This window comes from Idiomarina sp. ST10R2A5 (assembly GCF_051842325.1).
GTDB classification, from domain to species: Bacteria; Pseudomonadota; Gammaproteobacteria; order Enterobacterales; family Alteromonadaceae; genus Idiomarina; species Idiomarina abyssalis.
The window spans coordinates 204250-218294 of record NZ_JBNIEX010000003.1 but is presented as its reverse complement, the minus strand read 5'-3'; the positions used below and the strand labels follow the sequence as shown (position 1 = coordinate 218294).

17 protein-coding genes are annotated in these 14045 nt (G+C 47.7%); 15 read left to right on the top strand and 2 right to left on the bottom strand.

Annotated elements, in window-relative coordinates:
* Nucleotides 1-64: 64 nt before the first annotated feature.
* Both ACP7FG_RS05565 and ACP7FG_RS05560 read left to right on the top strand, forming a co-directional pair.
* On the top strand, nt 65-1129 hold the full coding sequence (locus ACP7FG_RS05565) for a lysylphosphatidylglycerol synthase transmembrane domain-containing protein (protein WP_271332069.1): 1065 nt from the start codon (nt 65-67) through the stop codon (nt 1127-1129).
* The gene (locus ACP7FG_RS05560) at nt 1126-3345 is read left to right on the top strand and encodes a glycosyltransferase (RefSeq protein WP_439225786.1); all 2220 of its coding nucleotides are present in this window, start codon (nt 1126-1128) and stop codon (nt 3343-3345) included. Before ACP7FG_RS05565 ends, ACP7FG_RS05560 begins: the two co-directional genes overlap by 4 nt.
* Before the next feature lie 2 nt (nt 3346-3347).
* Here the strand turns inward: ACP7FG_RS05560 and ACP7FG_RS05555 are convergent, their stop codons facing one another.
* On the bottom strand, nt 3348-3803 hold the full coding sequence (locus ACP7FG_RS05555) for a DUF3429 domain-containing protein (RefSeq protein ID WP_199493980.1): 456 nt from the start codon (nt 3801-3803) through the stop codon (nt 3348-3350).
* Nucleotides 3804-4042: 239 nt separating this feature from the next.
* On the opposite strand from ACP7FG_RS05555, the gene galE reads away from it, so the two are divergent.
* Nucleotides 4043-5050, top strand: a complete 1008-nt coding sequence (gene galE, locus ACP7FG_RS05550; RefSeq protein WP_439225785.1) for a UDP-glucose 4-epimerase GalE — start codon at nt 4043-4045, stop codon at nt 5048-5050.
* Here the strand turns inward: galE and ACP7FG_RS05545 are convergent.
* Nucleotides 5020-5529 carry a 4'-phosphopantetheinyl transferase family protein gene (locus ACP7FG_RS05545; RefSeq protein ID WP_439225784.1) on the bottom strand — a complete coding sequence of 170 codons (510 nt, stop codon included), beginning with the start codon at nt 5527-5529 and terminating at the stop codon, nt 5020-5022. The genes galE and ACP7FG_RS05545 overlap by 31 nt on opposite strands.
* Before the next feature lie 126 nt (nt 5530-5655).
* On the opposite strand from ACP7FG_RS05545, the gene ACP7FG_RS05540 reads away from it, so the two are divergent.
* Genes ACP7FG_RS05540 through ACP7FG_RS05485 form a run of 12 tightly spaced genes read left to right on the top strand, consistent with a single transcriptional unit; the run spans nt 5656 to nt 14041 of the window.
* A complete protein-coding gene (locus ACP7FG_RS05540; protein WP_439225783.1) occupies nt 5656-6324 on the top strand; it encodes a beta-ketoacyl synthase chain length factor in 669 nt (222 codons plus the stop codon).
* Nucleotides 6314-7150, top strand: a complete 837-nt coding sequence (locus ACP7FG_RS05535; protein WP_439225782.1) for a lysophospholipid acyltransferase family protein — start codon at nt 6314-6316, stop codon at nt 7148-7150. Before ACP7FG_RS05540 ends, ACP7FG_RS05535 begins: the two co-directional genes overlap by 11 nt.
* A complete protein-coding gene (locus tag ACP7FG_RS05530) occupies nt 7092-7364 on the top strand; it encodes a phosphopantetheine-binding protein (protein ID WP_054488782.1) in 273 nt (90 codons plus the stop codon). Before ACP7FG_RS05535 ends, ACP7FG_RS05530 begins: the two co-directional genes overlap by 59 nt.
* Before the next feature lie 11 nt (nt 7365-7375).
* The gene (locus ACP7FG_RS05525; RefSeq protein WP_439225781.1) at nt 7376-7627 is read left to right on the top strand and encodes an acyl carrier protein; all 252 of its coding nucleotides are present in this window, start codon (nt 7376-7378) and stop codon (nt 7625-7627) included.
* The gene (locus ACP7FG_RS05520) at nt 7627-8175 is read left to right on the top strand and encodes a hypothetical protein (RefSeq protein ID WP_439225780.1); all 549 of its coding nucleotides are present in this window, start codon (nt 7627-7629) and stop codon (nt 8173-8175) included. The genes ACP7FG_RS05525 and ACP7FG_RS05520 overlap by 1 nt, the downstream gene beginning before the upstream one ends.
* The gene (locus tag ACP7FG_RS05515) at nt 8153-9505 is read left to right on the top strand and encodes an AMP-binding protein (protein WP_439225779.1); all 1353 of its coding nucleotides are present in this window, start codon (nt 8153-8155) and stop codon (nt 9503-9505) included. Before ACP7FG_RS05520 ends, ACP7FG_RS05515 begins: the two co-directional genes overlap by 23 nt.
* 7 nt (nt 9506-9512) lie before the next feature.
* Nucleotides 9513-9869 (top strand): ApeI family dehydratase, encoded by a 357-nt coding sequence (locus ACP7FG_RS05510; RefSeq protein WP_439225778.1) that lies wholly within the window; start codon nt 9513-9515, stop codon nt 9867-9869.
* A gap of 1 nt (nt 9870) precedes the next feature.
* Nucleotides 9871-10611 carry a glycosyltransferase family 2 protein gene (locus tag ACP7FG_RS05505; RefSeq protein WP_054488773.1) on the top strand — a complete coding sequence of 247 codons (741 nt, stop codon included), beginning with the start codon at nt 9871-9873 and terminating at the stop codon, nt 10609-10611.
* Between the two features lie 2 nt (nt 10612-10613).
* Nucleotides 10614-11558, top strand: a complete 945-nt coding sequence (locus ACP7FG_RS05500) for an LpxL/LpxP family acyltransferase (RefSeq protein WP_439225777.1) — start codon at nt 10614-10616, stop codon at nt 11556-11558.
* Between the two features lies 1 nt (nt 11559).
* Nucleotides 11560-13107: an HAL/PAL/TAL family ammonia-lyase gene (locus ACP7FG_RS05495; protein ID WP_439225776.1), complete on the top strand. Its 1548-nt coding sequence runs from the start codon at nt 11560-11562 to the stop codon at nt 13105-13107.
* Entirely contained in the window at nt 13104-13514 is a 411-nt protein-coding gene (locus tag ACP7FG_RS05490) for an acyl-CoA thioesterase (protein WP_199493987.1), read from the top strand. The genes ACP7FG_RS05495 and ACP7FG_RS05490 overlap by 4 nt, the downstream gene beginning before the upstream one ends.
* Nucleotides 13511-14041 carry a LolA family protein gene (locus ACP7FG_RS05485; protein WP_439225775.1) on the top strand — a complete coding sequence of 177 codons (531 nt, stop codon included), beginning with the start codon at nt 13511-13513 and terminating at the stop codon, nt 14039-14041. Before ACP7FG_RS05490 ends, ACP7FG_RS05485 begins: the two co-directional genes overlap by 4 nt.
* Nucleotides 14042-14045 lie beyond the last annotated feature (4 nt).

Here is a 14045-nt window from a genome sequence, read left to right as displayed (position 1 = left end):
CATCCCACCGGGACAACTCCATAATCCTTAAGCATTAGGCTTTGTAGGGAGTAGACAGCAGAAAATGACCGCTTCAGTGGAAGAAGAAAAGCAATACAAAGCCTCCTGGAAACGTTTAGCGCTGTTTAGTGTGCTGTTTGTTTTGCTTACGGTTGCTGGCTTTTATGCCATTTATGATCATTTCTCCGGTCGTAGTTTAACCTTTGATTTTCGTCTGTTCGCCCCGGAAGTACTCAGCGTTACTGTCTTGCTTTTGCTTGTTTATTTTACCGCTGATGGCTTACGTCTATACTACACACTGCGGGCTCTGGGTTACCGGATACCTAAGAAAGCCATGGCAAAACTGGTTTTTATCAATATTTTCTTTTCCAATATTACGCCTATGGCGACCGGCGGCGGCTTTGCTCAAGTTTGGTTTCTGCACGAACACGGCGTGCCTATTGGTAAGGCAACAGCGGCCACGACGATTCGCACGGTACTGGCTATTTTCTTTATTTTCTCACTGACGCCGGTATTTTTGTTAACGCTGGAGCCTTTGCAGGACAAAGCGATTATTAGCGATATTGGTACTGCACTAGCGGTATTTATTGTACTGTACCTGCTCTTTTTCGCCGTCGTTTTACTCAGAGCGCATTGGCTTATCGGACCCTTAAGTTTCCTTTGTAAGGGCATACATAAATTACAACTGATTAGCCCGGAGCGTCATCTGCGTTGGCAGTATAAAACGCGACGCGAGATGCTGCGCTTTTCTCATAGTTTTTCCGAATATTGTCGTGGCTCGAAAGTCGCTATTTTACTGTCCGTGTTATTTACCTTTATTTTCCTGCTCAGTCTGTTCAGTTTTCCGGCATTATTGATGTGGGGGCTGGGATACGATGTAAATTATTTGATAAGTCTGGGACTGTTGGTTGTCACAACTTTTATAATGTATTTTGCGCCAACCCCGGGGGCATCTGGTATTTCTGAAGGCGTTTTCGGTAGCTTTTTCAGTGACATCTTAGCTAAAAATCATTTGCTGTTGGTTACCTTCAGCTGGCGCTTTTTAACCATCTATTTGGGCATGCTGTTGGGGCTGTTTATTTTACAACGATACTTAGTTAACTCCGCCAAAACACAGGGCATACAATGAATAAAAAGAAATTATTAAAAGCCCTGTTCTACTTAAATATAGCCATAGTTGTTAGCCTTATTGGCTATAAAGTTTATTTGAACCTGGTGACTTCTGAATTCGAGGCAGAGCATACTGATCAGCTTGCAGCTATCAGCGCCAGGCTGGAAGGACAAGACAGTTACAGTTTTGCGGTGGTTGGTAACATCAATAATTCGGTAGGCATTTTTGAACGCCGCATTATTCCAATGCTGAACGATGCCAATGTCGACTTTCTCGTGTCCGCAGGAAATGCTGTTAGCAGCGGCGGAGAGGACAAATACCGGGCAATACGGGGTACTCTGTCCCGTTTGGATATGCCTTATTTATTGACCTTTGGTAACAACGAATACGAAGAGTTTGGCAGCTTTCGTTTTTATGATCACTATGGGCCTCATTTTTTCAGCTTTACCGCCGGTGACAGCCGTTTTATCTTCCTCGACAGCACTGAAAAAACCCCCTGGCAGTGGCAGTTACGGTGGTTAACCGACACTCTTAAGGCGGATGAGTCGACGCATCGGTTTGTTTTTATTGGCCACCCACCTCTGGAGCCGGAAGAAGCGTTTTTTCTGGCCGAGGATGACGACTTTTTACAGCCTGCTGAATTCAGAAGCGCGTTACTGCAGACGCTGGAAAACTTTGGTGTCGACCGGGTGTTTTCATCAAACATTTCAATTTATTCCGAACAAGAACATAACGGCATACCTTACATAACAACCGGTGGTGCAGGTGGTCTGGTACTGAACCAGGATGAAAGCTTTTATCACTATGTGAAAGTGACCGTGAGCGCCGATGGTTCCGTCGAGCATTCGGTTGAAGAGCTGGAAGTTGGTCAGCACCCTATTTTGAAGCAACTGGAAAGTCTGTGGTTCTTTATTCACTCCCTGTTTTATGTGGGTTACCTCAACTTTATTCTCTTAGTCAGTTTGTTCCTGGTTATTAGTACCAAGCTCTATAACGCTGTGTTTGTCGGAAAAGAGTACTATCCGGACTACGACATTGACCCTGACCCCTGGCTTAAGAAAACCATGCGGGTGGCTATGTTTACCAACAATTACTTGCCCTTTATTGGTGGCGTGCCTATTTCTATCGAACGCTTACGAAGCGGACTGGTGCAGCTTAAGGACAAAGTTCTGGTTGTTGCACCGCGCTATCAACGTGCAGCAGAAAAAGAAGAGAATGTGGTGCGTATGCCTTCGTTATTCTCTTTTGGTGAAAAAAGCGAGTTTCGATTTGCCAATATTTTTTCAGGCGCCGTACGTAAAAAGGTCAAAGCGTTCAAGCCGGATATTATTCATGTACACCACCCGTTCTGGATAGGGTCGCTCGGGGTTTTTGTGGCTCGCAGACTTAAAGTTCCTGTGGTTTATACGTATCACACCCGGCTAGAGCACTATGCTCACTTTGTGTTTTTGCCCGGCTCGCTGTTTCGTAACATTATTGCGCACTTTTTGGTTCGTCGTTTTGCAAACAAATGCGATGGTGTGATTGTGCCTACGCAGTCTACTGAAGAGTACTTACGCATGATAGGCGTAAAGCGTCCGACCTTTGTACAGCCAACCGGCATTGAGTTTGATCGCTTTCAGCAGGTTGACGCGAAACAGGTCGAGGACTTGCGTAAACAGCAGAATATTGGCGACGAAACCGTTTTTGTCAGCGTTTCCCGGCTCTCTAATGAAAAGAATATCGACTTCATGATAGACGCCATGGCGCAATTGAAGGAGCAGACGGATAAAGCATTCCGGTTGTTGATAGTGGGTGACGGCCATCAGCGTCGCAGATTACAGGGGCGCATTGACGACATGAACCTGCAGCAGCACATTACCCTGGTCGGTGCTGTTCCTCCTGAGCAGATGGCCGCCTGGTACCGACTCGGTGACGCGTTTCTATTTGCGTCTCAGTCGGAGACTCAGGGTATGGTTATTCTGGAAGCGATGGCTGCCGGTCTGCCGGTGGTTGCGGTGCGCTCAAGCGGTATTGATGATGTCGTTGAAGATGGGCATAACGGTTACAAAACACCGGCTAAGCAGTCGTTATGGTGCGAACGGGTTAAACAAATTCTGGATGATACGGATTTGCGCCAGAGCCTTTCAGACAATGCTCTGGCGTTTGCTCGTGACTATTCGGTTGAAAAGTTCAGTAAGGACGTGCGCCTTATTTACGCCGAAACTCTGGCTCGTTACCACCAGACCAAGTAGCGTTACAAAATATGGTTGCCGAATACCAGCAATTGACAGACAACAACGGCTGTTGTTAATAAAACGCGAATACGATAGTAGCCCATATAAGAAGTCATGGCGGAGCTGCGGGCGAGCTTTTGTTCAAAGAAAAGGACTAAAACAAAACCGAGCATTTGCAGACCCAGAGACCAGGCGGGTAGGTTAATGAGTATTGTGAACCAGGCTAAAAGAGCAAAAACATTGCTTAGTAGTAGTAAGCCTGCGGTTTTTTCGCTTTCAGCACGATGTAAAGCCCGCCCCCATAAGGTGCCACCTAAAAAGGTTAATATAATAGCGCCGTAGGTGATTAAGAACTCCAACGGTTGTATGCCCCAAAATGCGCCCGTCCCCATTAATGCAGCAAGAGACGATGCTAAAAAGGGGATTAGCCCGAGAAAGCCCAATGTGTGTATAAGCCAGTTTTTGCCTTTATTCATAAGCAAATCAGTCCACCAGATGTGAGTTATAGTTGTTTTTACGGTAATTGTTCTCTTTACGTTTAGTCTAACTTTAAATAACTTGCGTAATAAACGATAACAACAATGTCTTTTTTCTCTCGTCGACTTTCCCCTACAGGCCTGTTGTTTACGAGTTTCAGTTGCTTTAGTAAAAGTCAGCCGATACTATTTCGGCCCTTTGACTTTTAGTGACGCTAACGTTGCTGGGCGCAAGATCTATGAATAAACGGATACTGGTTACCGGAGGCTGCGGTTTTATTGGCTCGCATACCGTGGTTGAGTTAATACTCAACGGTTACCAAGTGGTTGTTGTTGATAACCTGAGCAACAGCAGCGCGTCGGTCATTGATAAAATACAGAAGGTTACAGGCAAGCGGCCAGACTTTCATCAAGTCGATATTTGCGACATCGACGCATTAATCGGTGTCTTTCGGCAGTACTCTATTGATGGCGTTATCCATTTTGCGGCGCTAAAGAATCCCCAGGAAAGTTATCAGTTAAGAGACCAGTATTTTACGACTAATGTGGACGGTACGCGTAAACTGCTATCGGTAATGAAAGCATTTTCTGTTACCCGGCTAGTGTTTTCGTCTTCTGCTGTCGTATATGGAAACCCGTCAACAGTACCAATTCCTGAATCGGCCTCAGCGGGAGACGTTACTAACCCTTATGGCGAGACAAAGTTTCAGTCTGAATGCGACCTAAGTCATTACTGTAACAGCAATGCCAATTTTTCCGCGGTCAGTTTGCGCTATTTTAACCCGGCGGGAGCTCATCCTTCGGGGCTCCTCGGCGAACAACCGCTTAAGCCAGCGGCAAACCTGGTTCCGGCTATTGGTGATGTCATTACTGGCAAAGTCGGCTCAGTTCATGTTTTCGGCCATGACTATTTGACCGATGACGGCACAGCGATACGCGATTACATTCATGTCTGCGATATTGCACAAGGCCATGTGGCTGCACTGGAGGTGGGATTTGCACAAACCGGGCATCAGGTTTTTAATCTGGGAACGGGCAAAGGCGAGTCGGTGCTTGAGGTTATACGGGCCTTTGAAAAGGCGAGCGGGCGCACCATCCCTGTTCAGTTTTCAGGGAGGCGGCAGGGCGACGTAGAGAGTTGCTACGCCGAGGTAGACAAAGCCCATAGAGAGCTAAACTGGCGAGCAGAGTCGGATTTGAGTGTTATAGCCCGGGACTACTGCCACTGGTTATCGCTGTCGAGCTGATACAGTGAGATATCACTGACTTTATCCGCTGTCACTGCCTGGTAAGCACACAGCAAAAAAGAGTTTATCCGGAAGTGTTTTGCAGCGTGTTGTTGCCTTTCAAGTGGCTGCTCCAGAACTTTAAGCAAGGGTTCACCTGAGGCTTTGGCTACCGCTTCGGCTAAGGTCCACTGCCGGAAAAATGCTTGCTTAGTCAAAGAGCTACCTGCCAGAAATCCATCTTTATAATAGTCACGAATGCGCTGGTAGTTTTTGCTGGTACGCAAGTTCTCAACGTCTATGCCGATACTACAGGTTGTTGAGTAGGCGGCGGCGATGAATCCCGATTTATGAGAAAGTGAGCAATAAACGGGCTGATCGTTTACGCTCAGTAGTGGGGCACCGGAAGGAGTTTTGTCTATAGTGACGTGAACAGGTCCGGAAACCAGCCAGTACTTTCTGACAAGCTGTATCAGTAAGTCCCGCGTTGCTTCCGACACTTGCCTGGATGATGCTGTGTCGTTGTAGAGCCTATATCCGATAACCATATGCGATGTTATATTTTTGAAATGTAGAGTGAGATTCTGTACTATTCCGCTTCTTTTTTGAGTATCTGTCCAAACCCTATGCGAGCCTTTGTAGCTGATAGTACATTAGTCCAGACCGAATGTCGTGAACGGCTGAAGCAAATTCCGGCTTCGACCCGACGGCGGCTGAGCTCGTATGCGAAAGTACTGATAACTGCCATGCTGGAATTGAGTGAAAGACACCCTCAGTTGCAAGAGACACCGGTGGTATTGGCAACCCGACATGGCGACTTACACCGCACCGAGAAGTTACTGCGGGAACTGGTGCGGGGGGAAATTTTGTCGCCAACCCAGTTTGCGCTTTCGGTGAATAATGCCGTACTGGGACAGTACAGCATGGCCGCTGACAACAGGCAGTCTATGACAACCTTGTCGGCGGGTGAGCAAACCTACCCTTTAGGGTGGTTAGAGGCGTTAAGCCAGCTACAAAGCGAAGCTGAGCAGGTACTGTTAGTGTATGCTGATGAAGTGCCTCCCGCGGTGTATTCCGGGCAGGTTAAATCGCCGGTAACCGGTTTTTCTCATGCGGTTTTACTCCATAGAAAAAACGGACAAGAATTGATTTTGGATCGTCGGGTTGGAAAAGAAAGTCAATTACAGGAAGACGTCTGGTCAGTTGCTAACAGCGTGCAGAAAATATTGGATGCCGGCGGCGGTAAGGTGGTCAAAGACTATAACGGGGTAAGGTGGAGCTGGCATGTTGCTTAGTCTCTGGCAGGTAATTAATCGCACCTGGCGACGTTTCGCCACAGGACTTTGCTTTGCCATTTTTGGCTTAGGTGGCCTGTTGCTGTCGGTGACTGCGTTGCCTTTACTCGCCTTACTATCTAACGGAAATGAACAGCTGCGTCAGGCCCGGGCCCGGCGGTTAGTGCAACTGACGTTTAAGTGGTTTATCGGCGTAATGAAGTGGACGGGCGTGTTCAACTTTGACTTTAAGGCAATTGAGAAGCTACGAAACGTCCGGGGTCATGTCATTATTGCGAATCACCCTTGCTTAATTGATGTCGTGGCATTGATTTCTTTTGTGCCGAATCCGGACTGTGTGGTTAAGTCACATCTCTGGAAGAATCCTTTTATGCGGGGCGTTATCCGTTCAACGGGTTATTTAAGCAATGACGATCCGGAAGATTTGGTCAACGACTGTGAGCGCTCGCTGGCGCAGGGGAATAACCTCATTATATTCCCTGAAGGTACGCGCACGACACCAGGAAAAGTAGTCAAATTCCAACGTGGCGCAGCGCATTTGGCGTTGCGTACACGGGCTAAAATTACGGCACTACGCGTGGAATGCGTACCTGTAACTTTGATTAAAAATGAGGCCTGGTACTGTGCACCGCAACAAAAGCCTACCTTGTCGGTGCATTATTTAGGCGAAATAGATTCAGCCGTATACTGCAATGCTGAAAAGCTCAGCATTGCCGCGCGTCAACTGACTCGCGACTTACAGAATTACTATGAAAAGGTGTTAGAAGATGACGGAAAACCTGAAGCAAGAGATCAAAGCCTTGATTATCGAGTCGCTGGATCTTGAGGATGTTGAGGTATCAGATATCAATGATTCAGCCGCGTTATTCGGAGACGATGACGACGGCCTGAACCTCGATTCCATTGACGCACTGGAACTGGGTTTGGCAATAAAGAAAAAGTACGACGTAAAGCTGGATGCAAACTCAGCGGAAACAAAAAAGCACTTTTACAGTGTTGATACGTTAGCGGACTTTGTCGCTAATAATCGCGGTGAATAAACGAGGGAACGATGAAAACGAAAGACGAAGTGTATGCGCGATTAGTTCAAATTCTTGAAGAAGACTTCGAGATAGAATCTGATGATATTTCTTTAGACGCAAACCTGTATCAGGATTTGGATCTTGATTCGATTGATGCGGTAGATTTAGTGGTTAAATTACGCGAAATCACTGGTAAAAAAATCAGCCCGGATGCGTTTAAAGCGGTGCGTACTGTCGAGGATGTTGTCGAAGAAGTTTATAAACTCGTTCACAGCGATTAATGAAAACGGCTCTGCGTTTATTAATCAGTGGCTTACTGATTGCCTACCCTCTGATGGTTTGGTGGTTTGCGCAGAACGGCCTGACAAACTGGCTGCTACTGGCACTGATTACCTTACTGAGTTTAAGCATTGTTGCCCAGGGTATTGGTCATCCCAGAAGCTGGCTTTCAATGGCAGTGTTATTGGTCGTTTCAGTAACGGCTATTTTTGCTGACCAGCTGACAGGTGTGTTGTTCTATCCGGTCTGGATGAATGCGGCATTGCTGCTGGTTTTTGTTGCGTCCTTATGGCGCAAACCGTCGGTAATAACCCGCTTAGCGACGCTGATGGAAGGCTCATTGTCTGAGAAGGCCGTTGCTTACACTGAAAAAGTGACCATGGTCTGGGCCGTATTTTTCCTTATGAATGGTGCTATTGCGCTGGCGACGGCAGTTCGTGGTGACATTGAGCTTTGGACGCTATACAACGGTTTTATATCTTACTTGCTGATTGGGTTACTTTTTGTGGTTGAGTGGAGTGTGCGGCGTGTTGTTAAAAACAAGCACTGAGCAATGGGAGCTGCAATGGCTGCGCCCGGATGCAAAACTAGCCTCAATTAATGGTGAACCCATCAGTGTTTCAGCCTGGCTTCAGGATGTGGCTGCCGCTACTCATTGGCTTAATGAGCAGAAAGGCGATGCGTTACTTTATCAGCGTGACTGGTATCGTTTTAGTGTTTGGTTCTTTGCGCTGCTAGAGAGTAAAAAGCGAATTATTCTTCCGGCTAATGATAAGCCTGCGACCCTGTCAGAGCTATCATCTCAGTATGCATTCAGAGTACCGGAAGAATTACCCTCCAAAGGGCGTTCTGATGCGCCTTCTTTGATCTTAAAAGGTGACTTGGACTCCCCTCTGACCTTTTTCACCTCCGGTAGCAGTGGCAAACCTAAAGCAGTAGAAAAAACGCTAAGACAGTTATGGCTGGAAGTAGAGACGCTGGAGCAGACCTTTGCAGACAAACTCGGCCAGACGGATATTCTGGCCACGGTGACTCATCAGCACATTTACGGGCTTTTGTTTACAGTTCTATGGCCTCTTGCAGCCGGGCGTTCGGTAACATTACCTTTAGTCGATTACCCTGAGCAACTGCAGCAACTATTGGCGAAAGCTGACGGTCGGCGTTACGCTTTGGTAAGCAGTCCTGCACACTTGCAGCGTTTGGATAACTTGCCACAGCTGGCGCAGCATAAAAACGCTTTGACCATGGTCTTTTCGTCAGGTGGACCGTTGCCGGGCTCAGTTCCTAACAACTTCGCTGACAATGAACTGCAGGCCCCCATTGAAGTGTACGGTAGTACGGAAACCGGAGGTATAGCCTGGCGGCAGCGTAATCCGGGTGCTTCAGATAGTTTCAAGCCTCTGGCCGGCATAGAGGTAAGCTGCGACAACAACGATATACTGGTTATTCAGTCACCGTATCTTAAAGAGCCACAAAGGCCGTATACTACAGAAGATAAAGTTCAGCTTCAGGGGCAGGGGTGTTTTCTGTTACTCGGACGCCAGGACAGAGTCACTAAAATTGCTGAAAAGCGAGTATCGCTGAACGAAGTCGAGCAGTTTATTCAGCAGCACGAATGGGTCGAGTCAGCCAAAGCTTGTGTGTTACATAGCCCTCGTGTTGAGTTGGGTTTGGTGTTAGTGCTGAACTCCGCCGGAAATGCAGAACTTAATGCCCAGGGGCGTTTTAAAGTGCGTCAGGAGTTGCGGCATCATTTACAGCAGCGCTTTGAAAAAGTTGTTTTACCTAAACGTTTTCGCTATGTGGCGCAGCTACCTTATAACGGCGCCGGCAAAGTCACTCAGGCTGACCTACAGGCGTTGTTCGAAGAGGAAAAGTAGAGATATTATGCAGACTCAACTACCTAAGTTTATTCTCTTCTCCGAAAGCGCCGGCGAGAATGAAAAGCCGGCACTTAATGGACAGTTTCAATTAGAAGCAGATTGTATTTATTTGCAGGGACATTTTCCTTCAGCGCCGATTTTACCCGGGGTCGCACAACTTGACTGGGTGGTGCAGCTTGCGACTGAGCACTGGTCAACACCCACCTCAATTCAACGCATTGAAGTCCTCAAGTTTAACGACATGATTTTACCCGGGGCGACGGTTGACTTGTTCATTGAGAGAAAACGCGAAGACTGCGTTACCTTTAAATACTCTGACGGTGATAAAGCGCTGTCTTCCGGACGCCTGGTGTTTAATTAATATGTCTCAGTATTGCTTTCTTATTCCTATTTATAATCACGATAAAACCATTACGGCAACGGTTGAGCGACTGCTGCCTTACGAGTTGCCAATTATTATTGTTGATGACGGCTCAAATGTTCATACCAAAGAAGTGCTGGCAACTTTAGCGGAAGAGCATAAGTCACTTGTACTACTGCACACGCTTCCCGAAAATAGTGGAAAAGGCGGGGCGGTTATGGCCGGGTTTCATTTGGCGGCTGAAGAAGGTTTTACTCACGCGTTGCAAATAGACGCTGATGGCCAACATGACAGTAATGATATTCCTGAGTTTTTAGCTTTGTCGAAACAGAACCCCGGCGCGCTGATAAGCGGGTTTCCGCAGTATGATGACAGCATGCCGACCAGCCGACGCATTGGGCGCAAGATCACCCACTTTTGGGTGCACATCGAAACTTTATCGATGCAGATAAAGGATACTATGTGTGGTTTCCGGGTATATCCCTTGTACCAGACAGTGGGCTTAATAAAGCGTCGCGATATTGGCACACGCATGGACTTCGATATTGAAATTATGGTGCGTCTATACTGGGCGGGTACACCAGTTTTGTTTATTCCAACCAAGGTGATTTACCCACAAGGCGGACAGTCACACTTCAGAGCATTGCAGGATAACCTGAAAATTTCCTGGCTGCATACACGCTTGTTTTTTGGCATGTTGCCACGCATTCCGCTTTTATTGCTACGTAGGTTTAAACGTTAGTTATGGTGGAGAAGCATTGGGCGAAAAAGAAAGAGCGCGGCAGCTACTGGGGCATCGTCATTGTTCTTCGAGCCTATCAGTATGGCGGCCACTGGTTAATGCGGCTGATTTTAGCGCCAGTGATCACTTACTTCTTTTTGACCGGAGGCGCTCCTCGCAGAGCTTCTTTGGACTTCCTTCGCCGTGTGCATTCATTTGCTGCTGAACAGTCTCCTTTTGTTGCCGAGCCGGGATGGCGCCAAAGTTGGTACCATTTTTGGCAGTTTGGTCTGCACGCTCTGGCAAAAATTGATGCCTGGGTCGGTAAGGTTTCTAAGAATCAGGTTCGTAACTGTGGTGACACCCACTTTGACGATTTAGAAAAACAACCTAAGGGCGGCATTCTTATCGGTAGTCACCTGGGTAACCTGGAGGTTGCGCGAGCGCTGGCTTCAAAAAAATATACCCGGCGCATGAATGTACTGGTGTTTACCCAACATGCGCAATCATTTAACCGCGCATTAAAAAACGTTAACCCGAAAGTTGATATTGACCTTATTCAGGTGACCGACATTGATATGGGACTGACCATATTACTGAAAGAGCGCATTGAACAAGGTGAGTTTGTGGTCATTGTAGGGGACAGAACTTCGGTGACTCAGCCCGGGCAGACCATAGATCAGGAGTTTTTAGGTAAGCCCGCTGCATTTGCCTTAGGGCCATGGATATTGGCCAGTGTGTTAGAATGCCCCGTGTACTTTTTATTCTGCTTAAAGAACTCCGATGACGGACATTACGATTTATATCTCAACCATGCGTGTGACCAACTGAAGCTACCGCGAAAAAGCAGGCGGGAGGCTTTGCAGCCAGTTCTGAAAGCTTACAGTGAAACACTGGAGAAATTAGCTATACGCTACCCTTATCAGTGGTTTAATTTTTTTGATTTCTGGAAGAAGGACAGTCAGTAGTATGACGACATCGATTATAGCCTTTGGTGGCCGCCCGTTGACCATTAAAGACGTGGTAGAAATAGCCAATGGCAAAGCGCAGGTCGCATTAAGCGATGCGCCGGAGTTTGTCGAAAAAGTCGATGCCGGTGTCCGTTTTCTGGATGAATTACTTGAGCAGGACGGTGTTATTTACGGCGTAACAACGGGGTATGGCGACAGCTGCACCGTAACGGTACCGGAGAACTTAGTTAATGAATTGCCCATTCACCTTACGCGTTTTCATGGTTGCGGCCTGGGCGATACCTTCGATGAGCAGGAAACCCGTGCCATTCTGGCAACGCGCTTAAGCTCGCTGGCACAAGGTTATTCCGGTGTCAGCTGGGAGTTGCTGGAGCGCCTGGTGGTGATGCTGAACGAAAACATGCTACCGCTTATTCCAAAAGAAGGTAGCGTAGGTGCCAGCGGCGATCTAACGCCTTTGTCGTACATTGCCGGTGCGCTTATTGGTGAGCGAGACGTGCGTTTTCGCGACAAAGTGATGAACAGTGCAGAAGCTTTTAAAGAGCTTGGCATGTCGGTTCACAAACTGCGGCCTAAAGAGGGCCTGGCCATTATGAACGGTACTGCTGTAATGACTGCATTGGCTTGCCTGGCCTGGGACAGAGCGGAGTATCTAACCCGGTTATCCAGCCGTATTACTTCTTTGGCGAGCATAGCCCTGGAAGGAAACAGTAACCATTTTGATGACCTGCTTTTTGCTGTAAAACCTCATAAAGGGCAGCAACAAGTAGCCAGCTGGATCCAGCAAGACCTGAACCATGTGGAGCACCCGAGAAATTCATCGCGCCTGCAGGACCGTTATTCCATTCGCTGCGCGCCTCATGTTATCGGCGTATTGAAGGACAGTTTACCCTGGTTTCAAGAAACCATAGAAAATGAATTAAACAGCGCCAATGACAACCCCATTATTGACGGTCTGGGAGAGCACGTTCTGCATGGTGGGCATTTCTATGGCGGTCATATTGCTATGGTAATGGACTCGATGAAAACGGCTGTGGCGAACCTGGCGGACCTGCATGATCGGCAAATGGCGCTGCTGATGGACACGAAAATGAACCACGGTTTGCCCTCTAATTTGTCTGCGGCAGAAGGCGAGAGAACATCCATCAACCACGGTTTCAAAGCGGTGCAAATTGGCTGCTCAGCCTGGACCGCCGAGGCATTGAAATTAACCATGCCCGCCAGTGTCTTTTCGCGTTCAACTGAGTGTCATAACCAGGACAAAGTGAGCATGGGTACTATTGCTGCCCGTGACTGTATCCGTATTCTGGAGCTGACCGAACAGGTGGTTATCGCAACCTTGCTGGCAGCTTATCAAGGCGTTGAGTTGCGCAAGCGCATAGCAGAGAAGCCTGTGAGCCCATCGTCTGGTGTTGTTGAAATGCTTGAAAGCCTGGCCAGCCAGTTTGACCTACTGACGGAAGATCGTCAGTTAGAGCCGGAGTTACGCTATTGGCTGACCCAGTTACGATTAAAAGTCTGGAACTTGTATCAGGAGCCAGCATGAAACAAGCCAGTTTGACTATTGATGTTCCCTTTTTCGATGTCGATGCCATGCACGTTGTCTGGCATGGGCATTACATAAAATACATTGAAATGGCGCGCAGTGAGTTGTTGCGTACCTTCAATTATGACTATCCGGATATGGAAGCCAACGGTCATTTGTGGCCAATTGTCGACTTACGCTTAAAATACGTTGCGTCGGCTACTTACGGACAGCACATAAGGGTAACTGCCACCTTAGCCGAGTGGGAACACCGACTGAAGATGAATTATGAAATTCGCTGTGTTGAGAGTAACGAGCTACTAACCAAAGCCACCAGTGTGCAGGTAGCCGTGTGTAAAAAAACGCGCGAAATGCTGTTTGAATCCCCTGACATTGTGTTTGAAAAGCTGGGGGTTGAGCGCTCATGATGCGTTTATTGGTGGCAACGGTGTTCTTTATGGTCTCAGCAGTTACTTCTGCCGAGGACGATAACTCGTTAAAGGCGCTGTCGGCACTAGAGAAGCAATCAGAGCCGTTGCCGCTGTCGCTGGACTTCCATCAGAAAAAACAGTTGTCAGGGCTGCCTAGGCCTTTGGTGAGTTCGGGGCAACTGGATATTAGTATGGATGAAATTATCTGGACAACCGAGCAACCTCAGCAGCAGGAATTGACCATAAACCGTCAGGGTATTTTTGAGCAGGGTGGTGCGGAGTCGATAAGTGGCAGTGACACCATTGCGCAGTTGTTATTGGCTATTTTGCAACAGGATGAAGCGGTGCTTAAGCAGCAATTCAACCTGTCGGTAGAGCAAGATTGCGTGGTGATGGTGCCAAAGGCAGACGCGCTGGCCAGTGTGATTGAAAAAATCCACAGCTGTGGAGATGATCGCGTTGAACTTGTGGAGTTGTTTGAGCAAAACGGTAACACGACCCGTATTGAACTGAGCCAAAGGTAACATG